Source organism: Streptomyces sp. NBC_01013 (assembly GCF_045162765.1).
Classification (GTDB): domain Bacteria; phylum Actinomycetota; class Actinomycetes; order Streptomycetales; family Streptomycetaceae; genus Streptomyces.
Genome location: NZ_CP108687.1, coordinates 5,431,323 through 5,456,909 on the forward strand (window position 1 = coordinate 5,431,323; position 25,587 = coordinate 5,456,909).

The 25,587-nt window shown below is 72.9% G+C and carries 23 protein-coding genes and 1 tRNA gene; 11 read left to right on the forward strand and 13 right to left on the reverse strand.

From position 1 onward, the window contains the following. Positions 1-58: 58 nt before the first annotated feature. Complete coding sequence (locus OG538_RS23645; RefSeq protein WP_406096684.1) at positions 59-1,018, reverse strand: D-2-hydroxyacid dehydrogenase; 960 nt, start codon at positions 1,016-1,018, stop codon at positions 59-61. A gap of 155 nt (positions 1,019-1,173) precedes the next feature. Here OG538_RS23645 and OG538_RS23650 point away from each other — a divergent pair, with 155 nt between their 5' ends. Then, the gene (locus OG538_RS23650) at positions 1,174-1,977 is read left to right on the forward strand and encodes a decarboxylase (RefSeq protein ID WP_406096686.1); all 804 of its coding nucleotides are present in this window, start codon (positions 1,174-1,176) and stop codon (positions 1,975-1,977) included. A 69-nt stretch (positions 1,978-2,046) separates the two neighbouring features. Continuing rightward, a complete protein-coding gene (locus OG538_RS23655; protein WP_406096688.1) occupies positions 2,047-3,144 on the forward strand; it encodes an LLM class flavin-dependent oxidoreductase in 1,098 nt (365 codons plus the stop codon). A 75-nt stretch (positions 3,145-3,219) separates the two neighbouring features. On the opposite strand, the gene OG538_RS23660 is transcribed toward OG538_RS23655, so the two are convergent. Beyond that, the gene (locus OG538_RS23660; RefSeq protein WP_406096690.1) at positions 3,220-5,016 is read right to left on the reverse strand and encodes a putative bifunctional diguanylate cyclase/phosphodiesterase; all 1,797 of its coding nucleotides are present in this window, start codon (positions 5,014-5,016) and stop codon (positions 3,220-3,222) included. Between the two features lie 502 nt (positions 5,017-5,518). Between OG538_RS23660 and OG538_RS23665 the strand changes: the two genes are divergently transcribed. Then, entirely contained in the window at positions 5,519-6,733 is a 1,215-nt protein-coding gene (locus OG538_RS23665; RefSeq protein WP_406096692.1) for a M6 family metalloprotease domain-containing protein, read from the forward strand. A gap of 102 nt (positions 6,734-6,835) precedes the next feature. Here the strand turns inward: OG538_RS23665 and OG538_RS23670 are convergent. The 4 genes from OG538_RS23670 to OG538_RS23685 all read right to left on the reverse strand — a co-directional run bounded on the left by OG538_RS23670 (position 6,836) and on the right by OG538_RS23685 (position 8,935). Continuing rightward, positions 6,836-6,909 (reverse strand) — tRNA-Lys (locus tag OG538_RS23670). Beyond that, positions 6,900-7,640, reverse strand: coding sequence for a bifunctional DNA primase/polymerase (locus OG538_RS23675; protein ID WP_406096694.1), 741 nt, complete (start codon positions 7,638-7,640; stop codon positions 6,900-6,902). Before OG538_RS23675 ends, OG538_RS23670 begins: the two co-directional genes overlap by 10 nt. A 229-nt stretch (positions 7,641-7,869) precedes the next feature. Further along, positions 7,870-8,211: a hypothetical protein gene (locus tag OG538_RS23680; RefSeq protein ID WP_406096696.1), complete on the reverse strand. Its 342-nt coding sequence runs from the start codon at positions 8,209-8,211 to the stop codon at positions 7,870-7,872. A gap of 226 nt (positions 8,212-8,437) precedes the next feature. Next, a complete protein-coding gene (locus OG538_RS23685; RefSeq protein WP_406096698.1) occupies positions 8,438-8,935 on the reverse strand; it encodes a MarR family winged helix-turn-helix transcriptional regulator in 498 nt (165 codons plus the stop codon). Positions 8,936-9,021: 86 nt separating this feature from the next. On the opposite strand from OG538_RS23685, the gene OG538_RS23690 reads away from it, so the two are divergent. Both OG538_RS23690 and OG538_RS23695 read left to right on the forward strand, forming a co-directional pair. Then, a complete protein-coding gene (locus tag OG538_RS23690; protein WP_406096700.1) occupies positions 9,022-9,384 on the forward strand; it encodes a hypothetical protein in 363 nt (120 codons plus the stop codon). Further along, on the forward strand, positions 9,385-9,948 hold the full coding sequence (locus OG538_RS23695) for a zinc-binding dehydrogenase (protein WP_406096702.1): 564 nt from the start codon (positions 9,385-9,387) through the stop codon (positions 9,946-9,948). It abuts the gene before it with no gap. Positions 9,949-9,989: 41 nt separating this feature from the next. On the opposite strand, the gene OG538_RS23700 is transcribed toward OG538_RS23695, so the two are convergent. Genes OG538_RS23700 through OG538_RS23715 form a run of 4 tightly spaced genes read right to left on the reverse strand, consistent with a single transcriptional unit; the run spans position 9,990 to position 14,953 of the window. Further along, positions 9,990-11,324 carry an AAA domain-containing protein gene (locus OG538_RS23700; RefSeq protein WP_406096704.1) on the reverse strand — a complete coding sequence of 445 codons (1,335 nt, stop codon included), beginning with the start codon at positions 11,322-11,324 and terminating at the stop codon, positions 9,990-9,992. Next, entirely contained in the window at positions 11,321-12,925 is a 1,605-nt protein-coding gene (locus OG538_RS23705) for a hypothetical protein (protein WP_406096705.1), read from the reverse strand. Before OG538_RS23705 ends, OG538_RS23700 begins: the two co-directional genes overlap by 4 nt. Beyond that, positions 12,916-14,082, reverse strand: coding sequence for a hypothetical protein (locus tag OG538_RS23710; protein WP_406096707.1), 1,167 nt, complete (start codon positions 14,080-14,082; stop codon positions 12,916-12,918). Before OG538_RS23710 ends, OG538_RS23705 begins: the two co-directional genes overlap by 10 nt. Then, a complete protein-coding gene (locus OG538_RS23715) occupies positions 13,988-14,953 on the reverse strand; it encodes a phosphatase PAP2 family protein (RefSeq protein WP_406096708.1) in 966 nt (321 codons plus the stop codon). Before OG538_RS23715 ends, OG538_RS23710 begins: the two co-directional genes overlap by 95 nt. Positions 14,954-15,265: 312 nt before the next feature. Here OG538_RS23715 and OG538_RS23720 point away from each other — a divergent pair, with 312 nt between their 5' ends. After that, entirely contained in the window at positions 15,266-15,862 is a 597-nt protein-coding gene (locus OG538_RS23720) for a histidine phosphatase family protein (RefSeq protein ID WP_406096710.1), read from the forward strand. A gap of 278 nt (positions 15,863-16,140) precedes the next feature. On the opposite strand, the gene OG538_RS23725 is transcribed toward OG538_RS23720, so the two are convergent. Then, positions 16,141-17,505 carry a tetratricopeptide repeat protein gene (locus OG538_RS23725; RefSeq protein WP_406096712.1) on the reverse strand — a complete coding sequence of 455 codons (1,365 nt, stop codon included), beginning with the start codon at positions 17,503-17,505 and terminating at the stop codon, positions 16,141-16,143. A gap of 241 nt (positions 17,506-17,746) precedes the next feature. Here OG538_RS23725 and OG538_RS23730 point away from each other — a divergent pair, with 241 nt between their 5' ends. Next, positions 17,747-18,217, forward strand: a complete 471-nt coding sequence (locus OG538_RS23730; protein WP_406096714.1) for a hypothetical protein — start codon at positions 17,747-17,749, stop codon at positions 18,215-18,217. A 120-nt stretch (positions 18,218-18,337) separates the two neighbouring features. After that, a complete protein-coding gene (locus OG538_RS23735; protein WP_406096716.1) occupies positions 18,338-19,264 on the forward strand; it encodes a spermidine synthase in 927 nt (308 codons plus the stop codon). A 17-nt stretch (positions 19,265-19,281) separates the two neighbouring features. Here the strand turns inward: OG538_RS23735 and OG538_RS23740 are convergent, their stop codons facing one another. Then, positions 19,282-19,830: a hypothetical protein gene (locus OG538_RS23740; RefSeq protein WP_406096718.1), complete on the reverse strand. Its 549-nt coding sequence runs from the start codon at positions 19,828-19,830 to the stop codon at positions 19,282-19,284. 83 nt (positions 19,831-19,913) lie between these two features. Between OG538_RS23740 and OG538_RS23745 the strand changes: the two genes are divergently transcribed. The 3 genes from OG538_RS23745 (at position 19,914) to OG538_RS23755 (ending at position 23,676) form a co-directional block, all read left to right on the forward strand. Further along, positions 19,914-20,624, forward strand: a complete 711-nt coding sequence (locus OG538_RS23745) for a response regulator transcription factor (RefSeq protein ID WP_406096720.1) — start codon at positions 19,914-19,916, stop codon at positions 20,622-20,624. Further along, the gene (locus OG538_RS23750; RefSeq protein ID WP_406096722.1) at positions 20,621-22,066 is read left to right on the forward strand and encodes a sensor histidine kinase; all 1,446 of its coding nucleotides are present in this window, start codon (positions 20,621-20,623) and stop codon (positions 22,064-22,066) included. The genes OG538_RS23745 and OG538_RS23750 overlap by 4 nt, the downstream gene beginning before the upstream one ends. Positions 22,067-22,194: 128 nt before the next feature. After that, a complete protein-coding gene (locus tag OG538_RS23755; RefSeq protein ID WP_406096724.1) occupies positions 22,195-23,676 on the forward strand; it encodes a cellulose binding domain-containing protein in 1,482 nt (493 codons plus the stop codon). 87 nt (positions 23,677-23,763) lie between these two features. On the opposite strand, the gene OG538_RS23760 is transcribed toward OG538_RS23755, so the two are convergent. Then, on the reverse strand, positions 23,764-25,536 hold the full coding sequence (locus OG538_RS23760) for a 2-isopropylmalate synthase (RefSeq protein WP_406100273.1): 1,773 nt from the start codon (positions 25,534-25,536) through the stop codon (positions 23,764-23,766). Positions 25,537-25,587: the final 51 nt, after the last annotated feature.

The window sequence follows — 25,587 nt, forward strand, 5'->3', positions numbered from 1 at the left end:
TACCCGCAGATGTCCGTCATGGGGTGGTGAAGTGGGGCGTGCGCGACACGGGTTGGAGTCACTCCTCCCGGTCCGTGCCGGGGATGTAGCCGAGTTGCTTGTCCACCACGTTCGGCAACGCCTCACCGGCAGCCCAGCGTTCGTACATCGCGACGAACTGCTCGCCCAGCCGGTCGCGCCAGCCCACCGTGTCTCCGCTCATGTGCGGCGACACGATCAGACCGGGTACGTCCCACAGCGGATCCTCCGGGTCCAGTGGTTCCCGTTCGAAGACATCCAGTGCCGCGCCCGCGATCCACCGCTTGCGCAGGGCGTCGGCGAGATGGTCCTCGACGACCGTCGGGCCGCGTCCCACGTTGATGAACCGCGCGGACGGCTGCATCAGTCCGAAGAACCGGCTGTCGAACATCCCGTACGTCTGCGGGGTCAGCGGTGCCGCGCAGATCACCCAGTCGGCCCGCGCGGCCAGCGGGCCCAGATCGCCGACGCCGTGGATCGTGCGCCGCGCCGTACGTCCCACGAGCGCCACCTCGACGCCCAGGGCCATCAGCAGCCGGGTGATCGCGCGCCCGATCGGCCCGGCGCCGACGACCACGGCACGTGAGCCCGCGACCGGGACGCTCGCGCGGTGGCGCCACTGCCGCCGCCGCTGGAGCTCCAGCGTGCCGGGAAGATCCTTGGCGAACGCCAGCACCAGCCCCGCCACGTACTCGGCGATCGGCTGCTCGAAGACCCCCCGGGCGTTGGTCACCACGGTGTCGCAGTCCACCAGCTCCGGGCACAGCAGCCGGTCCACGCCCGCGCTCGCCGTGTGCACCCAGGCGGGCCGCGGCCCGTCGCCGGGCCAGGCGTTCCGTACCGCGTCGGAGGTGAAGTCCCAGACCAGCAGGACATCGGCCGACGGGAGCTGCGCGGCCAGACCCGCCCCGTCGACGTGGCGGATGCGCACCCGACCGGCCAGCCGGCCCAGTCGCGGCGGCGGATCGGCGTCCAGGACGAGCAGGACGGGCTCCGGCATGGGGGGCGGTCCTCCGCGTCGGCCGGGGTGGACGGATGCACCACGCTCGCAGTCGCTCGGGCCTCCGTCAACAGGTCGGGGCGATGACCGGGGCGTATGGGGGAATACTTGAGACAGGAGAGCGGGGGGAGCTTCACCACACAGGAAGGGTGGACATGACGACCGTTGGATTCCTCTACCCGGGCCACTTCGCGGAGGACGACTACCCGCGCATGGAGATCCTGCTCGACAGCACCATCCGGCTCGTCGTCCGCCACACGGAGAGCCCCGACGGCGCCTACCGCGAGGACGCCCTGCGCGCGCTCGGCGCCCCCGGCCGGCTTGCCGCCGGGGTCGAGGAGCTGCAGCGCTCCGGGGTCCAGTCCGTCGTCTGGGCGTGCGACGGCGGCAGCTTCCTGTACGGCTCGCAGGGCGCCCACGACCAGGTCATGGCCGTGGCACGAGCGGCGGGTGTACCGGCCTCCAGCACCTCCATCGGCTTCATCCACGCCGTACGGAAGCTGGGCGCCAACCGGGTGGCCGTCGCCGCGACCTACCCCGAGGACATCGCCGCGCACTTCAGCGCGTTCCTCGGGGCCGCGGGCATGGAAGTGGTCGCCACCCACGCCGCGGGCGTGTCCGGTGCCGCCGAAGCCGCCGCCTGGGGGCTCGACCAGGTGAAGGAGCTGGCCGCCGCGGCCGACCGGCCCGAGGCCGATGCCGTTCTGCTGCCGGACACGGCCCTGCACACCGTCGGCCACCTCGCCGAACTGGAGGAGTTCCTCGGCAAACCCGTCCTCACCGCCAATCAGGTGGCCGCCCGGGAAGCCCTGCGACTGGCCGACCGCCCGGCCTGGGCGCCCAGGCTCGGCGCCCTCTTCGCGGCTCGCGAGTCGCCGCCGGCCCCGGTGGAGTGGGGGAGCGGGCGGGCGTACGCGCGGGGCGGGCGGGCAGTGAGGGAAGGTGCTCGTCCGGAATAAACGGAGTCAACCTCCTGTTGGTCTTCTCCGGAACCGAGCACAGCCGAGCACCACCGGAGAGGCCAGGACGTGGACGAGATTCGAGGCGACGAGATCCGTGGCAAGGCGGAGGGGACGGCACCCGTGCCCCTCTCGGTGCTTGACCTCGTCACCGTGGGCCAGGGCCGCACCGCGACCCAGGCCCTGCGGACCGGTGTCGAGATCGCACAGCTCGCCGAAAGCCGTGGCTTCCACCGCTACTGGGTCGCCGAGCACCACTCCATGCCCGGCGTCGCCTCCTCCTCGCCGGCCGTGATCCTGGCCCACACCGCCGCCCGCACCGAGCGCATCCGGCTCGGCTCCGGCGGTGTCATGCTGCCCAACCACGCCCCGCTCGTCATCGCCGAACAGTTCGGCACCCTGGAGGCCATGGCCCCCGGCCGGATCGACCTCGGCCTCGGCCGCGCCCCGGGAACGGACGGCGCCACCGCCGCCGCCCTGCGCCGCACCGAACGCCTCAACGAAGGCGCGGACGACTTCCCGCAGCAGCTCATGGAGCTGACGCGCTTCCTGGACGACGACTTCCCCGACGGCCACCCCTACGCCCGCATCCACGCGGTCCCCGGCCCCGTCCAGGCCACCTCCGAGGGCGGCGTCCAGTCCCCGGGCCGGCCGCCGCTGTGGCTGCTCGGCTCCTCCGGCTTCAGCGCCAGGCTGGCCGGCATGCTCGGCCTGCCCTTCGCCTTCGCCCACCACTTCTCGGCCCAGAACACGATTCCGGCCCTGGAGCTGTACCGCGAGTCCTTCAAGCCGTCCGCTGTCCTGGACGCCCCGTACGCCCTGATCGGCGTCGCCGCCCTGGCAGCCGAGGACGAGCGGGAGGCCCGCCGCCAGGTGCTGTCGGGCGCCCTGTCGATGCTCCGTCTGCGCTCCGGCCGCCCCGGACTGGTCCCGACGCCCGAGGAGGCGGAGGCGTACGCCTTCAGCCCGATGGAGCGGGAGTTCGTCGACAGCTGGCTCGTCAACATCGTCCACGGCACCGCGGACGAGGTCCGCACCGGCCTCGACGACCTGGCCAAGCGCACCGGCGCCGATGAGCTGATGATCACCGCCAACGCCCACGGCGGCGAGGCCCGCCTGCGCAGCTACGGACTCATCGCGGACGCGTACGGCCTGCCGACGCTCTGACGGACGGCCCGGAGGCCGGTCCGGCGGGCCGGGGCCGGGGCGGCAGTTGGCCCGCCGGGCGGCCTCCGGGAGGGCTCAGGCCTTCAGGGCCCGCGCGCCGAGCAGCTCCGCGATGCGTTCCGGGCCGACCGCCCGGGAGTAGAGCCAGCCCTGGCCGGTGTCACAGCCGATCCGCCGCAGCCGTTCCGCCTGGCCGGCCGTCTCCACGCACTCCGCGGTGACGGTCAGGCCCAGGCGGTGGGCCAGCTGGACCATGGCCTCGACGATCGTCTCGTCGGCCGGGCTGGGATGCGTGCCGTCCTCGTACCGGAAACCACGCACGAAGGCGCCGTCCAGCTTCAGTACGGAGACCGGCAGGCGGCTCAGATAGGCGAGGTTGGAGTAGCCGGTACCGAAGTCGTCGATGGCGATCCGGACGCCCATGTCGCTGAGCGCCTGCAAGGCCTGCAGCGGCCGGCCCGCCGACCCCATCACCGCCGACTCGGTCAGCTCCAGCTGCAGCAGCGCCGGGTCCAGGCCGGTCTCGGTGAGGATCTCCGCGACGTCGGTGACCAGGTCGGAGTCCCAGACCTGCCGTACCGCGACATTGACGCTGATGAACAGGGGCGGCTCGTCCGGGTGGTCGAGCTGCCAGCGCCTGGCCTGTCGGCAGGCCGCCCGCAGCACCCACCGGCCGAGCTGCACGATCGAGCCGTCCTCCTCGGCGATCGCGACGAACCGGTTCGGCGAGAGCATGCCGAACTGCGGGTGGTTCCAGCGCACCAGCGCCTCCACACCACGTACGACACCGTCGGCCATGCAGACCAGAGGCTGGTACTCGATGGTGAACTCGCCGCGCTCCACCGCCGGGCGGAGATTGGACGACAGGGCCTGGCGGGTCATCCGGTGCGCGTTGCGCTCGGGGTCGAAGAGGGTCCAGCGCGCCTTGCCGTCCGCCTTCGCCCAGTACAGCGTCGTGTCGGCCGCCTGCATCAGCCCCGTGGCCGAAGTGCCCGCCACGGGGCGCTCCACCACACCGATCGACGCCGAGACCGAGAGCCGCTGCCCGGCCAGGTCGAAGGGCTGCTGCAAGGCGGCGAGCACGGTGCGGGCGAGATCGGTCAGCTGCTGCGTACCGGTGGATTCCTCGACCAGGATCGCGAACTCGTCCCCGCCCAGTCGCGCCACGAGATGGGCGCCCATGGGGTGCGGGCCCTCCTGCGCGGCGCAGTCGGTCAGCCGGGCCGCCACAGCGGCCAGCAGCCGGTCGCCGATCCGGTGGCCCAGGGTGTCGTTGACGGCCTTGAAGCCGTCCAGATCGAGGTAGCAGAGCCCCACCCGGCCCCGCTCGGGCATGCTGTCGTCCTGGTACGGCGTCGTCTCCAGGACCGCCGAGAGCCGCTCGAAGAACAGCGTCCGGTTGGGCAGCCGCGTCACCGGGTCGTGCATCTGGAGGTGGCGCAGCCGCTTCTGGAGCTCGCGCCGGTCGCTGACGTCGGCGACGGAGAGCAGGACCTGGCCGGGCGCGGCGCCGGCCCCCTGCTCGGGGGCGGCGGGATCGGTGGCCGCGTCCATCGGTACGACGGTGATCTCCGCCCACAGCGAGCGCCCGTCGGGGTGCTTGAGCCGGCGGGTGCAGCGGAAGCGTGAGCGGCGGCCGTGCAGCACCTCGCGGTACGCGTGCCAGGTGCGGCCGTCCGCGGCGAGGTCGACCAGATCCGATGCGGACTGCGCGGTCAGCGCGGCCGCGCCGACACCGGCCAGCGCGGCCAGTGCCTCGTTGGCGGTGACGATCAGACCCTCGCGGTCGACGACGGCCATCGGGACCGTGGCGGCCCGGAAGGCGGCCCGGTAGTCGTGCGGTCCGGAGGAGGCCCCCGCGGACGGCCACATGTCGTCACGCTCCGTGAGGCCGGGTGGTGGGGCAGAGGGTGCTGTGCCTGCCGCGGGCATGCGCCCTTCGGAGGTTCCGCTCACCGTTCGCTCCCGCCGTGCAGTTCTGTCCCGGAGACCTCTGGTCGGACTGGCCCGCCGCGTGGAGCGCCGTCGTCAGAGGCGGAAACCGCGCAGGAAAGCGAGGTGAAGCATAGAGGCTGGCACCTCGGCCGTTCCAGCGCCCCGACCGTTGGGGGCCCCGCGTCCGCTGCACTTGAGCCATTCGCGGGGTGACCCGCTTTGCCCATGGCTGATCGTTTCTGTGCGGCTCTGTTCCCTCCCGTTGTAGCGGTGATCGATTGTGACTGTCTGTGAGGGATGTGTGCAGTTCGGCTGCTGACCCGACTGGGGCAGCCCAACAGGACGTACTACCTGAAACGCCAGAAGGTGGTCAGGAGGGTCCTGGAGCCCGCACCCCGCACCGGAGGTAGATGTGCCGCGTCAGCAAGGGCCCGGAGGGATGGAGAGACCGAGTCCGCGCGCGATGGCAGCGGGTCTGATCTCCCTCCTGGCGCTCGTCGCCACCTCTCTCGTCGCCGGACCGGCCGTGGCCGTCACCGGGGAGGCGGCCCCTTGCGCGCTGCCCCGGACCGAGGCCCACCACTCGCTCGGCCTCGACGCGTGGAACGGCGCCTATCCGCGGCCCGACCATTCCCTCGACGCGGTCATGGTCTTCCTCTCGTTCCCCGACGCCCGGCCCGTCACCAGTCCCGCCGAACTCGCCGCCGACCACTTCCCCGCCACCAGCGAGTTCTTCCAGCGCGCCTCGTACGGAAAGTTCACCCTCCGCCCGCATCCCCTGCGGCACTGGATCCGCATGCCCAAGCCGTCCGTCCAGTACGGGATACAGCGCGACTGGGACGACGACCGGCGCAGCGCCTACCTGCGCGACGCGATCGACGCGGCCGACCCCGAGGTCGACTTCTCGAAGTACGACATCGTCTACTTCGTCGCCGACCCGGACGCCCCGGGAGTCGATTCCGACGCCACCAAGGTCGTCAACTTCGACCGGCCGCTGCACGCCGACGGTACGGACATCAGGCGCGTCGTCACCGTCTTCGAGCAGCACCCGCCCGACCACAACGTCCTCGCCCACGAGACCGGCCACGTCTTCGACCTGCCCGACCTCTACCACCGGCCCTCGGACGGCAAGGGGGACTGGGACACGTACGTCGGCGACTGGGACGTCATGGGCAGCCAGTTCGGCCTCGCGCCGGACCTCTTCGGCTGGCACAAGTGGAAGCTGGGCTGGCTCGACGACCGGCAGGTGACCTGCATCCAGGGCGACCGGGTCATCACTCTGGAACCGATGGCCGCCGTGCCCGTGCCCGGCGCGTCCATCGGTACCCGGCTCGCCGTGATCAGGACCGGCGAGGGCAGTGCCGTGGCCATCGAGGCCCGCAGTGCCACCGGCAACGACAGCGCGACATGCACCGAGGGCGTGCTGCTCTACCGGATCCGCAACGGGACGCCGTCGGGGGGCGGCCCGGTCGACGTCCTCGACACCCACCCCGACACCGACGCCTGCTGGGACCGTTCGGTCTACCCGCCGCTCGCGGACGCGCCGCTGAGGGTCGGCGAGACGTACTCCGTCCCCGGCGGCCACACCACGGTCGAGGTGGCCGACCGGACGCCGTCGGGTGCGTGGACGGTCCGGATCACCACGGGGACGTGACGGGGGGCCCACGGACAGGCCGGACGTGGTGGGTGACGACGCGACGCGGTGGGGGACAACGAAGAAGCCCCCTCGCTCTCGCGAGGGGGCTTCTTCCGTCTGTGCGCCGCCAGGGACTCGAACCCCGGACCCGCTGATTAAGAGTCAGCTGCTCTAACCAACTGAGCTAGCGGCGCCTGCTGACGTCGTAGACCTTAGCACCCTGATCGGTGGGAGGAAAAATCGAAATCCGGGGGGCCGGAGCGGGCGCCGACCGGGCCACCCGGACGCAGGCCCAGAGCAGGACGTCCGGCCCCGGAAGCCAGGGATTGCGGATGTCCGGTGCGACCACCCAGCGCGGCCCGGAAGCCGACGGGCCGCAGGTCAGCGGCGGGACCGTCACCGCGTCGCCCGTGCCGTGACAGAGCAGCGGCGGCACCCTGGGGCCGTCCTCGTCCGGCCCCACCGGGTCCCTGCCGGACCGCGTCCCCGGACCGGATCCCCACTCCTCCCAGTCCAGCAGCGAGGGCAGTCGCTGGGCGGTGCCGGGGGAGGCGAACAGCAGCATCCGGCCGCGGTGCGTGGCGACCGGACCGGAACCCGGGCCGTCGGCCCACAGGTGCTCCAGCATGCGTCGCCCGAAGAGAGTCGGCACGTTTACCACGTCGAAGGCGGAACCGCACGGCAGGACCCCGGGGGCGGAGGGGTGCGACTCCCACTGGGCCAGGGTGCTGCGCGGATACGCCGAGGCGCCGGCCAGCCAGGCGGCCCCGGCCGCGGTCACCTGGGCCGTCCGGTTCCCGGCCTGCTCACGCAGGACGGCGAAGATGTCGGCGTCCTCGTCGGTGCGCCGACGGGACGCGCCGCCGTGATGGCGGGGCGCGTTGCCGTGATGCAGGGTCGTTTCGTCTGGCAGCCATGCGGTCATATGCACAGGTCTACCCGGAGTGATCAACCGGATTCCGAGAGTTGCCGGAAATCAGGACAGGTGGGGGGAGTGGGGAGTATCTTGCGCAGCTGGCATATGCCAGCGGTTGTACCCGGAGTCATCGCAGCCCTCGCAAGGGCTGTCGCGGCGGTAGTGCAGTGCGGGGCGCCGTCAAGGCTCGGAACCGGGCGCCCTTCACGCCCGGGGATCTCGGATCGTGCGGGCGTCGTCAGGCTCCCGGGTCGTTCAGCAGGCTGCGGCCGAACTCGACCATCTTCACGGCGTAGTCCTCGGTCCACTCCGCCCGCTGCGCGATGTCCTCGGTCGTCAGCCGGTCGAACCGGCGGGGATCCGCCAGCTGTGCCGCCGCGATCGCCTGGAACTCGACCGCCCGGTCCGTCGCGGCACGGAAAGCCAGGGTCAGCTCGGTGGCGCGGCTCAGCAGTTCCTTCGGATCGTCCATCGACTCCAGGTCGAAGAAATGCTCGGGATCGGCGACTGCTGCCGACGGTTCGAAGAGCAGGGGTGCGGGGCGCAGCCGCTGCTGCTCGTTCCGCTCGGGTTGTGCCATGTGGTTCTTCCTCCTCCGGTGGGCCCGACGGCCACCCTCCATTGTCCAGCCCGCCGCAAGGGCGCCTGGGGCCTCTCCGTGAACTGGCGGGGGGCGTGCGGCCGCCCGCTTCCGATCCGGTGTGCCCCCATGCGCCCCCGCCTCCAACGCTTTTGGCGCGCCCGGTGTTCCGTCGGTGCCCGGACCGCGGCGGGGGGACGGCTCCTGGGGAGGCCGTGAGGATCGGTCAGCGTCGGCCGACAGGGCGCGGCGTCAAAGGCAGAGGCGGGGTCAGGACGGGTTCGAGCAGCTGGGCGAGCTGTCGGCGCTGTGCCGCGTCGAGGCGGCCTGTCGCCGGCGCCAGGGCGGCACGGGCCTCCAGGTACAGCCGGCCGGTGAGTTCGCGGCCCGCGTCCGTGATGAGGACATCGACGGCCCGCTTGTCGTCCGGGTTGGCGGCGCGTGTCAGGAGTCCTCGCTGTTCGGCGCGGGCGATGAGGCCGGAGAGGGTCGACTTGTCCAGGCCGAGGAAGGCCGCCAGGTCGCTCATGCGGGGGCGCCGGTCCCGGAGGATGCCGAGGACCCGCAGCTGGGTGAGGGACAGGTCCTGCTCGGCGCCGATACGGGTGAGTACCCCCATGATCTGGAACGCGCTGCGGACGAGTCCGTCGATCAGGGCGTCCTCGGAATCGGCGACGGCATCCTCGGGGTCGTCGATGGCGCCCTCGGGGTCGTCGGTGGTCATACCCGCCACTCTACTTGACATTGTTTGCATTACCAATAACTCTGGATTTGCTTGGTAATGCAAACGAACCCGACCGGGAGTCCCTCATGCATGCTGCGGTCATCACCTCGTTCGACGCTCCGCCGGCATACGGCGAGCACCCCGATCCGGTCGCCACCGGCGAGCACGACATGGTGGTGGAGGTTCTCGCGGCGGGCCTGCACCACCTCACCCGGGCGAAGGCGAACGGCACGCACTACTCCAGCTCCGGCGGCTTCCCCCTCGTGCCCGGCGTCGACGCCGTGGTGCGCGACGGTGCCGGACGCCTGCGCTATGCGGTCCTGGACGACACGCAGCTCGGCACCTTCGCGGAGCGCACCGTGATCGACGTCCGCCGCAGTGTGCTCCTGCCGGACGACATCGACCCGGTCCGCGTCGCCGCCGCGATGAATCCGGGCATGTCCTCCTGAGTGGCGCTGCGCCGGCGCATCGACTTCCGCGAGGGCGGGCGGGTCCTCATCCTCGGCGCCACCGGCAGCGCCGGAAGCATGGCGATCCAGATCGCCAAGCGGTTCGGCGCCGCGCAGGTCATCGCCGCCGGCCGTGACACCACTCGCTTCAAGGCTCTTGAGGCACTCGGAGCGGACCGGACGATCACCTTCGACGAAGCCGCGGTCGCGGCCGACGTCGACGTCGTCCTCGACTTCGTCTGGGGCGGACCCGCCGCCGGCGCCATGCTCCCGATGCTCACCGCCCGGGCCGATCGCTCCGCCCCGCTGACCTGGATCCAGATCGGGTCCATGGCCGGCGCGACCGCCCCCGTACCCTCAGCGGCGCTGCGCGCGGCGCGACTGCAGATCCTGGGCAGCGGCATCGGGTCGGTTCCGTCCCGCGACTTCGTCGCGGAGCTGCCGGAACTGGCCGCGGCGGTCGCCGAGGGGGCCCTCGACGTCCGGGCCCGGGCCGTGCCGCTGGCCGGGATCGCGCAGGCGTGGACCGAGCAGACCGGCGAGCGCCTCGTCCTGGTCCCGTAGCACCGCTGCCCCGGCCCGCCCGCCAGGCGCGGGGGCGGTCCTCAAGGGCGCCACGACACCCGGTGGTTGGACAGATGGTCGTACGTGGTCATCATCGCCTCCCAGCCGTCCGGGAACTTCACGGTGACGCCCAGCTGGACCGGTTCCGTCGAGGGATGCTCGTCCAGCAGATCCGTGACTCCCGCGCGGCACACCATGATGCAGGCGTGACGGTGGCGGGAGGCCAGCACGCACAGCCGGCCCGTCTCCAGGTGGAACGCGGTGGCGTCGGGGCGGCCGGACAGCGGGTGCAGGACCACCGTGACGTCGAACTCACGGCCCTGGAGGCGGTTCGCGGTGTCCACCGCCACCCCCGTGACCCCGAGCTCGGCGAGGGCGGCCCGCACCGCGGCCGCCTGGTCGCGATGGGCCGTGCCGACCGCGACCCGGTCCGCCGTCACCGGCGCCGGGTCCGGGGAGCGTTCGCTGGTCGCCGCCCCGCCCCGGTCCAGCAGCCGGCGCACCACCAGGGCCACGGCCCGTACGGCCTCGGGGTCGGTGCGCGGGGTGTGCCGGGCCGGGAGCTCCAGCAGGCCCCAGCCCGACTCCGCCGCCTCGTCCAGCACCCGGTCCGCCGGAGAGCCGTCGGACGCGACCCCGAAGGACAGGAGCCGGTCGCCGTGATCGGTACCGCTGCGGAACGGCGTGTACGGGTAGAACGCGTCCGACACCAGCGGCGCGGCCGAGGCCGGCAGCCGCCACGAGACGGGCAGCCGGTGCTGAGGCAGCTCCGGGTTGTGCGCGAGCAGAGTGTTGACCGCGCTGGCGGAGGGGTCGTAGCTCAGCCCCGCCCACTGGTCCGCGCCGACGATCGAGAACGGGTCCAGCTGGCCCGGATCGCCGACGAACAGCGCCCGTTCGAAGAGCCCGGCCACGGCCAGCAGCGCGTCCGAGCGCATCTGGTACGCCTCGTCGACGATCGCGTGGCCCCACGGCTCGACGTTCTTCACGTGGGCCCACTTCGCCGCCGTCGAGATGACGACGTCGAGCCCGGCCAGGTCCGCCGCCTTCGCCGACTTCCGCACGTTGGCCAGGCCGTCCAGCACCTTGTCGTACGGATCGGAGTCGTTGCTGTGCAACCGGCCGACCGGCAGGCCGGGATCCTTCTCGGCGAGCCGGACCACCAGGTCGTCGACCTGTGCGTTCGTCTGCGCGACCACCATCAGGGGCCGGCCGGCCGCGGCGAGCTCCAGCGCGGCGCGTACCACCAGCGTCGACTTGCCCGCACCCGGCGGGGAGTCCACCACGATGCCGCGGGCCGAGCCGTTCAGCGTGTCGTCCAGGATCCGGGCGGTCGCCAGGCCCGCTGCCGCGCCCGGGTCGAATACGGCCGTCACAGCAGGTCCTCCGTGGTCACGGGGTCGGGGAGCTCCACAGCCGCCGCGCCGCCCGGCGGGCCGCCGTGGGTCCACGGGGTCTCCTCCGGATCCGGCAACTGCGGCCCGCCGCGCTGGTCGTGCTCGAAGAGCGTCCAGGCGATGACGTCACCGGGCTCCGGCACCGAACCGGGGGCGGGCTCCTTGCCCCGGCCCATCCGGTCGGTGATCCGCAGCACCAACGACTGCGGACCGGCGTCCGCCGCCGCGTAGCCGGCGAACTCGGCGGTCTGCGGCTTGCCGTCCAGCGAGCGGTAGACCTTCACGCGCTCGCCCAGATGGGGCTGCTCGGCCGTGCGGACCGTGACCAGCGGGCGCGGCGAGGGCCGCTTGGACTCGCTGTACGCCATCTCCACGGCGGTCACCTCGCCGAGGAACGCCTCGCCCGCCAGCCGCCGGCCGGCCAGCACCAGCGGATCGTCCAGCGCCTCCTGGGCGTCCAGCTGCGCCTGCGCCGTCTCCCGCGCCGCCAGCTTGCGGGCCGCCGTCACCGCGTCGTCCCGGCGCGGCTGTGGTGGCTCACCGGCCCGCACCCGGTCGCGGTGGGCGGTGAACGACCAGCGGTCGCGGGTCCAGCGGTCCTCGGCCCTGGACCCCTCGGGCAGTTCCCGCAGCAGATCCAGGCCCCGCCACACCGCGTCCCAGGTCGGCCGCAGCACACCGGCCAGCAGCCCCCGGATCTCCCGCTCCGCCGCGGTCAGTTCGGCGAGCCGTGCATCGGCCGCCAGACCGTCCTCGGCGGCGGCCAGCGAGGTGCGCGCCCGGTCGTACTTCTCGATCGCGGGGGCCAGCAGCCGGTTGTCGAAGTCCGGGTCGGTGGCCGGTCCGGCGGGCGGGCACAGCAGCTGGTGCCCGGCGTCCCGGGCCAGCTCCGCACGGAGCGCGGCCTCGGCCCCCGACTCGCCCGCCGGCGGGTCGATCCAGGCGAGCAGGGCGCCCAGGTGCTGGTCCTCCAGGGAGGACTGGCCCGTCGCCCAGTGCCGATTCAGGAGATCGGTGCCGGCCAGCAGCAGCGAGGAGCCCGGAACCCGGGCACGCTCGCCGTAGTGCGTCAGCCAGCGGCCCAGCAGCGGGACCCGGGCGGGCGCCGGATACGGGGTGTCGGGGTCGTCCTCGGCGGTGCGCCGGAACCGCATGGAGCGGCCGAGCAACCGGACGAACTCGATGCCCGCCCGGCTCGGCACGATCAACTGCGCCGCGTCCGTGCAGAGCTCGGTCTCGACCTTGACCTTCTTGCCCGTACCGGGGTCGGTCTCGCTCCGTTCGGCCGGCTCGATCACATCGGCGTACGACTCGATGTACGGCAGGACCGTCTCGGCCAGCTCCGCGAGGAAGGCGAACCGCAGATCCCGGTCGCGCGGCTGGGCGACGGCCAGCAGCCGTGGGGCGTCGCGGTCCGTACCGACGAGGGCGCCGAGCGGGGCGCCGGCCTCGCCCGCCGTGGTGAGCGGCACCAGCACGAGCGGCCGGTCGCCGAGGTGGCGGTGGCGGACGGTGGCCATCGGCCGGGCGCGGCCGCTCTCCACGGCCTCCAGCCGGGCCAGGGTGCCGATCAGCGACATGCGGTGCTGCCCTCCAGAGCCTCGGCCCGCAGCGCGGCCGCGCGGAGCAGCGCGGCGACCGTCGGGTCCGCTGGGTCGCCCTCCTTGCCCGCGGCCGCGGCGAGCACGCCGGCGACCGTGGTCAGTCCGCCGAGCTCGCCCCGCACACTCCGCCCGAGCGCCCCGACCGCACCGGCGGCGCGGGCCTTCGCCCGGCAGTGGAAGGCCAGCTCGCAGGCGGCCAGGCACTCCGGCGCGTAAGCCGCCGGGACGGACTCGACGGCGGTGTCCAGCTCCTCGGCGGAGCACTCCGGGTCGAAGGTGGTGCCCTCGGGCAGGGCCCCCGCGATGTCCTCGATCCGGGTGAGCCTGGTCAGCTGCCGGCGGGTGACCGCGCGCTGCTTGCGTACGTCGACCACGGAAGCGGTCGGCAGGTTGGAGAAGTCCTTGGGGCAGACCAGCAGCACCCGGTGGCCGACCGCGGCGCCGTCGGTCGCCGCGGCGACCTTCTCCAGCGCCAGCACGTAGACGGCGGACTGGCGGGCCGCCGCGCCCACCTTCGCCGCGTCCGCGGAGCCGTCGATCATGGGGAACGACTTGATCTCGACGACCGTCCACGTGCCGTCGGGGTGGACGACCACCGCGTCCGGCTCCAGATAGGCGGGGGACCCGGCCACCTCCAGGGCCAGCATCGGGTGGTCGAGCAGCGCCCAGCCGCCGGACGCGGTCGCCTCGCGCAGTGCGAGCGCGGTCCGGGCGGCGCGGCCCTCGGGGCCCGCGGCCGCCAGATCGGGCGTGGCGACGTCCCGGGGTGGTTCGCCGGACTCGCCGAACCCCTGGTGGAGCAGGCGCATCAGTTCCGTACCGCCGTCGGCCTTGACCCTGGCCTCGAAGGCGTTGCCCCGCATGAAGGCGAACTGGGACTGGCCGAAGGCGGCCGGTGAACCGAGCGCGGTGGCGAGCGCGCCCTTGTCGACCCCGGCCCCGTCGAGCAGGGCGCGCCGCTTGCAGCCGGGGTTGGCGGCGAGGGCGGCCAGCGCGCGGGCGTCCAGCGGACGGGGCGCTACGGCCGGTCCCCTCAGCTCAGCGAGCCGCCGTCGCAGCGTCACCGCCTGCGGCTCGTCCCGCGGCGGCGGGGACGTCGGCCGGGGCAGGTGGGCCGGCCGGTGCTGTTGCATCGGTGGGATCTGCGGAGGTGGACCGCTGGCCGGGGATTCGCTCACCCGCGGAAGTCTTGCATCCGGCACTGACATCCGGGGACTTCATGGCGGGGGACACCCGTGCGAAGCGGGTCAGGACCGCGCTCCGGACCCGGTCGGCGAGGCGCATGACGGGCCTGGCGAGCAGAGCCCCGACGCCCATGACGGCCGCGCCGGCGACGGCGTCGAGGAAGTAGTGGTTGGCGGTGCCCATCACCACGATGACCGTGATCAGCGGGTAGGCGACGCCGGCGGCCCGCAGGAGGGGGTGCCTGCCGTGGCGCCAGATGAGGATGCCGCACCAGAGCGCCCAGCCGACGTGCAGGCTCGGCATCGCCGCGTACTGGTTGGTCATGCCGCCCATGCCGCGCGGGGCGCTCGCCTCGGTGCCCCACCAGCCGTACGCGCTGTACTGGGCCATCGTGTCGACGAAACCGTGCCCGGCGGCCAGCAGCCGCGGCGGGCAGGTCGGCATCAGGGTGAAGCCGATGAGGCCGAGCATCGTGGAGGTCATCAGCCATGTCCTGGCCCGGCGGTAGGCGGCCGAGTGACGCCTGAACATCCAGATCAGGACGGCCGGGGTGACCAGGTAGTGCAGGGAGGCGTAGGCGAAGTCGGCGGGTATGCCTATGGAGGGGTGGGCGGTGAACAGCCGGTTGAGCGGATGTTCGGCATTGAGGAAGAGGGCCTTCTCCAGATGCAGGATGCGCAGTCCGTGGTCGACGGCGGTCGACACGTCGCCGCGGACCAGGAGTCTGCCGCCCGAGTAGGCTGCGTACACCAGGGCCAGGAGCGGGAGCTCGGTCCACCAGCGGGGGCGCGGCACGGGCGCGGTGGTGGCATGCGGCATCCGGAAGTTCTCCATCATGTGTTCATGCGGCCGACGGCGGGCGTTCAACCGTACGGTGCGGGTCGGCCGCGCCGCGCCCGGGGTGCACTTTCGGTGGCCCCTCAGCTGCTCGGATTCGTCTGTGGTCAGTGGGACGCCGATGCGGCCCCCCGGGTTGCCTCTCGCGAAGGTACGCGATGATGGAAATCCGGACGATCCGTTTCCCCGCTCCATCCGTTCCGCCCGTTCCATCCCGGACGGATTCGTCCCCGTAGACGTCCAAGATCTCAGATCCCGCATCTCAGGTCCCAGTTTTTCAGGGAGAACTGACACATGGCACCGCGCATCCTGCTGGCCCGGCACGGCCGGACTGAATGGTCCGTCAAGGGCAATCACACCGGCAGGACGGACATTCCGCTGCTCGATTCCGGGCGCGAGGGGGCCAAGCTGCTCGGTGAGCGGCTGCACCGCAGGCCGTGGGTGGATCTGCCCGGCCTGGAGGTCCGCACCAGCCCGCTCGTGCGGGCGTCGGAGACGTGCGAGATCGCGGGGTTCGGCGACCGGGCCGAGCCGTGGGACGCGCTGATGGAGTGGGACTACGGCGCGTACGAGGGGATGACGCCCGCCGAGATCAAGGCGGATCGCCCCGACTGGTTCATCTGGAGCGACGGGGTGCCGGACGGGGAGACCCTGGCCCAGGTGTCGGCCCGCGCCGACGAGGTCGTCGAGTGGGCGCTCTCGGCCGACCGCGACGTCCTGGTCTTCGCCCACGGCCACATCCTGCGGGTGCTGGGGGCGCGGTGGCTGGGCGAGGACGCGTCGTTCGCGGCACGCCTCCGGCTGGAGCCGACATCGCTGTCGGTCCTGGGATGGGCGTACGGTGCGCCGGCACTGGAGCGCTGGAACGACACGGGGCACCTGGAGGGATAGGGCGCGGTGCGCTCGGGGGCCCGGCGCCCCTCACCCCGTCCGGCAGGCGAGGACGGAGCCGGTGCGCCGCGTTCCCGGGCGCCGGCCGTGGCCCTCGATCGGGGGGACCGGCTGATTCACGGGCCCCGGCCCCCGCCCCCGGGCGAACGGTTCCGTCCGCGATCACGCGGCGGGCGCCCACCGTCCGGCACTCCCGGCCGGGTGCGCCGGAGGGGCTGGACCGGCCTACGGCCGCCCGTGAGGGGCACCGGCTTCGCGGCCACTCGGGAGTGAGTCCGTCACGTGCCGGCCGCCGACATCGCGTGACGGTCCAGGAAGTCCTTGACGTCCACCGAGCCCCGGCCCCGGGGCCGCAGGACCGTGACCGCGTCCGCCAGCATCGACCGGATGCGGGTGGACTGGACCTGGTCCAGCAGGTCGAGCACCCGATGGCCCGTGGCCGCAGCCTCCTCCGTCAGACCCGCCCGGGCCAGGTCCCAGGTCAGCTCCGTGCGGTACAGCGCCAGGTTCCGGGTGAAGTGCGGGTCCTGCAGCCGCGTGGCCCGCCGCGCGTGGCGGGCGGCCCTCGACCAGTCGCCGAGCGCCGCCCAGCACTGCGCCTCCAGCATCTCCAGCTCCGCCTCCCGGAAGAACGTCATCCACTCCGGGTCCGCCGCGGACGGCCCCTTCCCGAACGCGGTGTGCGCCCGGCCCAGCGCCCGTTCGCAGCCGGTGCGGTCCCCGAGCCCGGCCCGGCCCCCCGCCTCCCGCAGCGCGAGCAGCGCCAGCAGCCGCGGCGAGCCCAGCGGCTGTGCGGCCCGCTGCCCCGCCTCCGCCGCGCGTACGGACTCGCGCGGCCGGCCCGTATCGCGGGCCAGGAACGACGCGTTGCAGAACGCGTGCGCCTCCAGCGCCGGATCCCCTGCCAGCCGTGCGGTGGCGAGCGCCTCCGCGTAGTGCGAGCGGGCGTCCTCGAACCGGCCCGAGTCATGGGCCAGCCAGCCCACCGAGATGGCCAGTTCACCGGCGCCCGCGTGCAGCCGGTCCGCCGTGGAGCGGCGGGTCGCGGTGCCGGCGTCGAGCAGGGCGTACGCCGCCCGCAGCGGCTGCGACGCCCGCCGGTAGAGGCCGTCACCTCCGTGCCGGTCGTCGAGCAGGCGGATCTGCCGCACCGCCTTCTCGACGGCGCTCACCTCCGCCTCGCCGACCCGGCGCTGTGCGGGCACGGAGGCGGCGGCGGGGCCACCGAGGCCCAGGCCCAGGGAGGCGGCCGCCACCGCGGTGGTGCCGCTCGTCATGAATGCGCGACGCAGCACGTCGCTCTCCTCGTCGGTGTCGCTGCCGAACACGAGCAGCGGGGAAGTCGGGGGTGGCAGGGCGTCCGCGGTGGTCCGGCCCCTCCGGCCGCGTACCGATTCGCGCGGTGAGAAGCCCAGGTCCGCCAAGGTCGCCCCGGGGAACATGTGCAGGAAGACCCGCTCGTACGCGTAGTTGGGACAGCGGATCTCGCCGGACTCCACGCGTCCGATGTACCGGGCGTCGCACGCGACCTGCTCACCGATCTCGCGAGCGGACCTGCGTACCGCGGCAGCGAACTCCCCGGCGGAGCGCCGTCCGCGCAGCCGCCGGAAGGCGAGGTTGGGAACTGCCCGTGTCGACACCATGGCGGGGCCCTCTCTGGTGCGAGCCGGGCGCCTGTTTCCGGTGTCCCGGCGGAGCAAGAACGTACCTGCTGTGACGGGTCACACACGCTGCGTTTGCCCGCAAAAAGGACATCTCGACCACGATCCGCCATGAACTGCCACCCTTTGCGGCGGTGCTGCACCGTAGCCCTTGACGCGGTCCGCGCGTTGGTCCATGCGGAGACGGAGTCCGGCTCCGCCCGGCGATGAGAGGAGAGGTCCCTTGTTGCACCTCGGCACGGCGACCGGATCGCGAACGACCGCGACGACGGCGGCCACCACGGCGACGACAGGCACCACGGCACCCGCCGAGACGCCCGGCGTCCCCGGCGCACCCACCGAGCCCGAACCCTGCGATCTCGTGACCGTCCCCGCCCGGCAAGGGCTGGAGGCCGTCGACATCCTTCGGCGCGGCGCCGATCAGGAGGCGGTCGGACCGGTCCTCCACGACGGAGCCTGCGCCACCCTAGGCTTCCTGGTGCCCCCCGGCACCGCGCAGGCGTGGGACGTACCGGGCAGCGCCTGTACGCAGACCGACGGCCGCGGGCTGCGCCTCCCCGCCGAGCCGCCGGTCCAGGGCAGCGGCTGGCTGCTGCCGCCCGCCGACGACACCCCGGTCACCGACCCGGCCGTGCTGCGGGCGGCGCTCGACCAGGCGGCCCGGCTCATCGAAGCGGCCGACAACCGCCGCTGAGAGGCTGCCGGGCCGCCTGCGAGCTCATAATGGCCGGACGGCGGGTGCCTCGATCAGCCCGTCACGGCCGGTCCCCGACCGGTCCCGGACACGATGAGCAGTGAGCAGGGACGAGTAGCAGTGGCACGTCGAGGAGCGGCCGGCGGTGCGGGCGACCGCAAGCAGCGCGCGGACCGCAGGACCGACCGCAAGGCCGCGCGCGGCTCCGAGCGCCCCGGGGGCAACGTCACCGAACCCGTGGACGGCGGTCTCGCCGAGCTCGTACCCGACCGGGAGCGCCGGCGCGCCTGGACCCTGACGATCGACGGTGCCCCGCAGTCCCATGTGGACCTCGACGATCCGGCGTACCTCTCGTTCGAGTACCAGCGCCGGATCGGTCACATCGCCGACCTGGTCGCACCGGCAGGACAGCCCCTGCACGTCGTGCACCTGGGCGGCGGGGCCTTCACCCTCGCCCGCTACATCGCCGCGACCCGCCCCCGCTCCACCCAGCAGATCGTCGAGGTGGACGCCGCCCTCGTCGAGCTGGTGCGCCGGGAGCTGCCGCTGGACCCGCAGGCCAGGATCCGGGTCCGCGCCACCGACGCCCGCGCCGGGCTCGGGAAGATGCAGGACGGCTGGGCCGATCTCGTGATCGCCGACGTCTTCAGCGGAGCCCGTACCCCCGCCCACCTCACCAGCACCGAGTTCCTCGCCGAGGTGCGCCGCGTCCTGAAGCCCGGCGGGAGTTACGTGGCCAACCTCGCCGACGGGCCGCCGCTGGCCCACCTGCGCGGCCAGATCGCCACCGCCGCGGCCGTCTTCCCCGAGCTGGCGCTCGCGGCGGACCCGACCGTGTTCCGCGGCCGCCGCTTCGGCAACGCCGTACTGCTCGCCTCGGACGTGGCGCCGAAGGTCGCGGAGCTGACCCGCAGGGTGGCGACCGACCCGCACCCGGGGCGCGTCGAACACGGGCGGGCGCTCGCCGACTTCACCGGTGGCGCGGCTGCCGTGCACGACGCGGATGCCCGGCCCTCACCCGCGCCGCCGGCCTCCGCCTTCGACTGACCACGGGCCGGCCGTCGTCACGACTTCACGATCTCGACCTGCGGCGGGTGGTCGTTCCAGGTGCAGAAGACCGACACCGTCGTGCCGTCGTCCTTGGAGAAGTTGACCCGGATCCACGTCGTGTTCGTCCAGACCTGCACCGACCAGTCCTGCTCCGGAGTGGCCGACACCAGCTTCGCCGAGTCCGTGCCGAACTCGAAGACGATCCGGCCGCCTTCCGTCCGGTAACTCTTGGCCGTGCCCGACGCGGTGGTCGTCGTGGCCGTCGGCTTCGGAGTTCCGACGGGGGTGCGCGACGGTGTCCGGGACGGGGTCGCGGAGGGCTTCGGCGTGGAACGGGATGTGGCGGACGGTGTCCTCGACGGAGGCGGTTGCGGGCGGTGCGTCGAGGACGACAGGGTCTCGGCGCCGTCCCGGACGCTCCGGGCACCCGCCGAGATCGGCACCGCGCGCGGCGGGTCGTACGCCGTGCCCGCCATCACGGTGTGCACACCCCACCACGTCAGGGTGACCGCGGCGCCGGTGGCGAGCGACCACGCGAGCGCGTGTACGAGTCCTCGTTGCATCGGCCACATCCTGCACTACGGCCGCGGGCGGTGTCCCGACTGCCACCGGACGGACAGGACCTGAATGGCGTACGGTGCCGCCCATGCCAAGTGTGCTCGTGGTCGAGGACGACCAGTTCGTACGTTCCGCCCTCATCCGGCACCTGACCGAGGCCTCCCACACGGTACGGAGTGTCGGCACCGCGCTCGAAGCGCTGCGCGAGGTCGCCCACTTCCGGTTCGACGTCGTGATCCTCGACCTCGGGCTGCCCGATCTCGACGGCGCCGAGGCGCTGAAGATGCTGCGCGGCATCACCGACGTGCCGGTCATCATCGCGACCGCGCGCGACGACGAGAGCGAGATCGTCCGACTGCTCAACGACGGCGCCGACGACTACCTGACCAAACCGTTCTCCGTGGAGCACCTCGCCGCCCGGATGGCCGCCGTACTGCGCCGCTCACGGGCCGCCGGTGCCGAGGCCCCACCGCCCCGCGTCCTCCAGGTGGGCGGCCTCTCCGTCGACCCGCTGCGGCGCCGGGCGGGACTCGACGGCACGGAACTCGACCTCACCCGGCGCGAGTTCGACCTGCTGACCTTCCTGGCCGGGCGCCCGGGCGTCGTCGTCCCGCGCAAGGAACTCCTCGCGGAGGTCTGGCAGCAGTCCTACGGGGACGACCAGACCATCGACGTCCACCTCTCCTGGCTGCGCCGGAAACTGGGCGAGACCGCCGCCCGGCCGCGCTATCTGCACACCCTGCGCGGCGTCGGCGTGAAGCTCCAGCCGCCCGCCGCACCCCCGGAGCAGCCCGCATGAGATGGGCCCTGGTCAAGGTCTGCCTGGCCGTCACCGCGATGGTCGTCGTCGCCTTCGCCGTACCCCTGGGCCTCGTCATCAAGGAGATGGCGCGCGACCGCGCGTTCTCCGACGCCGAACGGCAGGCCGCGGCCATCGGCCCCACGCTCTCCATCACCACCGACCGCACCGAGCTGGAGAAGGCCGTCCTGACCACCGAACCGGGAGCCGCGGGGCGGATGGCCGTCCACGTCCCCGCGTCCGGTGAGGCCGGCAGCGTGGCGGTGGAGATCGGCCGTCGGCGCGCCACCCGAAAGGACCTGGAGACGGTACGGGAGTCGGGGCGTGCCTCCATCACCGAGGTGCCGGGCGGCTCCGCGCTGCTCCAGCCGACCGCGCTGGGTTCCGAGGGAGCCGCCGTCGTCGAGGTGTTCGTGCCCGAGGACGAGGTCTCCAACGGGGTCGCCACGGCCTGGCTGATGCTCGCCGGCGTGGGCGTCGCGTTGATCATCGGCTCGGTCGCCGTGGCCGACCGACTGGGCGTGCGCATGGTGGAACCGGCCCGGCGGCTCGCGGGTGCCGCGCACGACCTGGGGGAGGGGCGGCTCGGGACCAGGGTGCCGGAGGAAGGGCCGACCGAACTGCGTTCCGCCGCCACCGCGTTCAACTCGATGGCCGACCAGGTCGTCCAACTGCTCGCCAACGAGCGGGAACTGGCCGCCGACCTCTCGCACCGGCTGCGCACCCCGCTCACCGTCCTGCGGCTGAACGCCGCCTCGCTCGGAGAGGGGCCGGCGGCCGAACAGACCCGGGCGGCCGTGCAGCAGCTGGAGCGCGAGGTCGACACGATCATCAGGACCGCCCGCGAACAGCGTCCCCAGCCCCAGGGGCAGAACGGCGGGCCGGGGGCGGGCTGCGACGCCTCCGAGGTGATCCGTGAGCGGATGGACTTCTGGTCCGCGCTGGCGGAGGACGAGGGCCGCGAGGTGCGACTCGCGGGAGTCGACCGCACGGTACGCATCCCGGTCGCCCGCCCCGAACTGGCGGCCGCGCTGGACGCGTTGCTGGGTAACGTCTTCCGGCACACCGCGGAGGGCACCGCCTTCGCCGTGGACGTCCACCACAGCGGGGACGCGGTCATCGTGCTCGTCTCGGACGCGGGCGGCGGCATAGCTGACCCGAAGGCCGCACTGGCGCGCGGCAGCAGCGGGCGGGGCGGGGCCAAGGGCGCGGTGGGCTCGACCGGACTGGGGCTCGACATCGTCCGCCGCGTCGCCGAGTCCACCGGCGGTGACGTGCGCATCGGGCGGTCCGTGCTCGGCGGCACCGAGGTGCGCATCTGGATCGGGCTCCACGGACAGCAGCCGCAGGGGCGCGGGCACCGGGTGGGGCGGCAGCGGCGCGGAGTGATCGGGCGCAGCACAAAACGCCGATTCCGATCCGGTGCGGGCCCGAACCTTTAGACCGGCCGATGCGCTCCTTAAGCCAACCCTAAGAACATCAACTCCGGTCCGGATCATTCCGTTTGTCGGATTCCGGGCCGCTAGCGTGCTCCCGCATCCCCACTTCCGTATGACGAGGCAGGCACGCGATGGGCACCAGCACGCACCGGCGAACGGCGAGCACCAGGACCAAGGCGATCGGCGCGGTCGTCGCCGCGGCCGTGATCGGCGGGACGGTCTTCGCGCTCACCGGCACGGCCCAGGCGGCGGCGGTCGGCGCCGCCTACACGAGGACCAGCGGTTGGACCGGTGGGTACACCGGGCAGTACGTCGTCACCAACGACACCGACCAGGTGAAGACCGACTGGACACTCGAGTTCGACCTGCCCGCAGGTACGAAGCTCAGCTCCCTCTGGAACGGCGAGCACACCGTCAGCGGCAACCACGTCACCGTCAGGCCGGCGAGCTGGGACAAGCAGCTCGCACCCGGCGGGACCGTCACCGTCGGCTTCGTCACCAGCTCCGACGGCACGGCGGCCGACCCCACCGGATGCCTCATCGACCACGCCACGTGCTCCGTCGACACCGGCGCGACACCGGAACCGAGCGGCCGCCCCACCGAGACCGCGACCCCCACCCCGACCGCCTCGGCCACCCCCACCGACCAGCCCACCGCCACCGCGACGCCGACCCCCACGCCGACGCCCACCAAGACCGACGGCAGTGGCGGCACGGTCAGCGGTGCGGGCTTCGCCCCGTACGTCGACACCTCGCTCTACCCGGCGTACGACCTGGTGGACACCGCCACCAAGACCGGTGTGAAGCAGTTCAACCTCGCCTTCATCACCTCCGGCGGCAGCTGCGCCCCGCTCTGGGGCGGGGTCACCGGCCTCGGGGACGACCACGTCGCCTCTCAGATCGGCGCCCTGCGCGCGGCCGGCGGCGACGTCCGGGCCTCCTTCGGCGGTGCCGCCGGCTCCGAGCTGGCGCTGAACTGCACCTCGGTCACCGATCTGGCGGCGGCGTACGGCAAGGTCGTCGACACGTACAAGCTGACCAAGGTCGACTTCGACATCGAGGGCGGGGCGCTGCCCGACACCGCGGCCAACTCCCGTCGCTCCCAGGCCATCGCCCAGCTCCAGAAGTCCCACCCCGGCCTGGACGTCTCCTTCACCCTGCCCGTGATGCCCGAGGGCCTGACCCAGCCCGGCGTGGACCTCATCGCCGACGCCAGGAAGAACGGCGTGGACGTCGGGGCGGTCAACGTCATGGCGATGGACTACGGCGCCTCGTACAGCGGGGACATGGGCACGTACGCCATCCAGGCGGCGACGGCCACCCAGGCCCAGATCAAGGGCGTGCTGGGCCTCTCCGACGCGGACGCGTGGAAGGCCGTCGCCGTCACACCGATGATCGGTGTGAACGACGTGGCCACGGAGATCTTCAAGGTTGAGGACGCCACCCAGCTGGTGGCCTTCGCCAAGGAGAAGGGCCTCGCCTGGCTCGCGATGTGGTCGGGCACGCGGGACAAGGAGTGCGCGGGCGGGCCGAAGCCGTCCGCGGACGCGTCGTGCAGCTCGATCGCGCAGGAGCCCCTCGCCTTCACGAAGGCGTTCGGCGCCTACAAGTAGCCACCTCCCCCGCCCGTGCATCCCGGCCGGCCCCCACGCTCCCCCCACCCGGCCGGGATGCGCGCCCCGTGCGTCGCCCTTACCGCGTCACACCCGCGCCCGGTTCACCGCCGACAGCACCGCCGCCACCGACGCGGCCACGCCCGACGCGCCCCGGCCCGCGCCCCAGCGCACCCGCTCGCCGACCCGGCACTCCGCGTACGCGGTCACCGTCCCCCCGACGGCCCCGTGCTCCGCGAAGTCGAGGACCGTGACCTTCACCCCGGCAGCCTCCAGCGCATGCGTGAAGGCGCCCACCGCACCGCTGCCGGTGCCCTCGCAGTCACCCTCGCGGCCGTCCACCCGCAGCGTGCAGACGAGGTGGAACTCGCCGGCCGGACCGCTCCGCGTCGACCAGGAGGTCAGGGCGACCGAGCCGTCCCGCCCGGGGGACAGGTACGTCGTGTCGAACAGGTCCCACAGGTCCTCGGGCGTCACCTCCAGACCGCTGTCGTCCGTCGCGACCTGCACCGTGCGGGAGAAGTCCGCCCGCATCCCCGCCGGCAGGTCCACCTCGTGGTTGGTCCGCAGCAGATGGGCGATGCCGCCCTTGCCGGACTGGCTGTTGACCCGGATGACCGCCTCGTACGTACGCCCCACGTCCGCCGGGTCGATGGGCAGGTACGGCACCGACCACAGGCCGGAGCCGCTGCTCGCACGGTGCGCGAACCCCTTGCTGATCGCGTCCTGGTGGGTGCCGGAGAACGCGGTGTACACGAGGTCACCGCCGTACGGATGGCGCGGCGGCACCGGCAGCCGGTTGCAGTGCTCGACCGTGCGGCGGATCTCGTCGATGTCCGAGAAGTCGATCATCGGGTCGACGCCCTGGGCGTGCAGGTTGAGGGCCAGGGTGACCAGGTCGACGTTGCCGGTGCGCTCCCCGTTGCCGAACAGGCAGCCCTCCACCCGTTGCGCCCCCGCCAGTACGGCGAGCTCGGCGCAGGCCACCCCCGTCCCGCGGTCGTTGTGCGGGTGGACGGAGAGGATCACGGAATCACGCCGGTCCAGATGGCGGTGCATGTACTCGATCTGGTCCGCGTACACGTTCGGTGTCGCGATCTCCACCGTGGCCGGGAGGTTGTGGATGACCGGCCGGTCAGGCGAGGCGTCCCACAGCTCGGTGAGGCTGTTGCAGATCTCCAGGATGTAGTCGGGTTCGGTCAGGATGAAGACCTCGGGTGAGAACTCGAAGCGGATGTCCGCCCCGGGCCCGGACCGCGCCAGCCGCTCCATCTGCCGCGCGGCGTCCAGCACCACCCCGTGCACCTCGGCCCGGCTGCGGCCGAGGACGACGTCCCGCCAGACGGGCGCGGTCGGGATGTAGAGGTGCACGACCACCCGGTCCATCCCCGCGACGGACTCGAAGGTCCGCTCGATCAGCTCGGGCTTGGCCGGGGTGAAGACGACCACGGTCACGTCGTCGGGCACCACCCCGCCCTCCGCCAGATGCCGGACGAAGCCGAAGTCGGTTCGGCTCGCGGACGGGTAGCCGATCTCGATCTCCTTGTAGCCCATCGCGACGAGCAGATCGAACATCCGCCGCTTGCGCGCAGTGTCCATCGGCTCGGCCAGCGCCTGGTTGCCGTCGCGCAGGTCGACGGGGACCCACAGGGGGGCGCGCTCGATACGGGCCTGCGGCCAGCCCCGGCCGGTCAGCGGGATGTCGACGCGGTCGAACGCCGACCGGTAGCGGTGCGACGGCATCGAGCTCGAACGTTGCGGGTTCCAGTGGGGCGCGGCCTCGGGAACGGGTCCACGGGGGGTGCAGATCGTGGGAAATCCGTGCATCGGTGACAGGACGTCGGACATGAACTCGGGCATGAGCGTGGTCTCTTCTCGCATCGCCGGATGCGACCGGCACAGCACGGCACC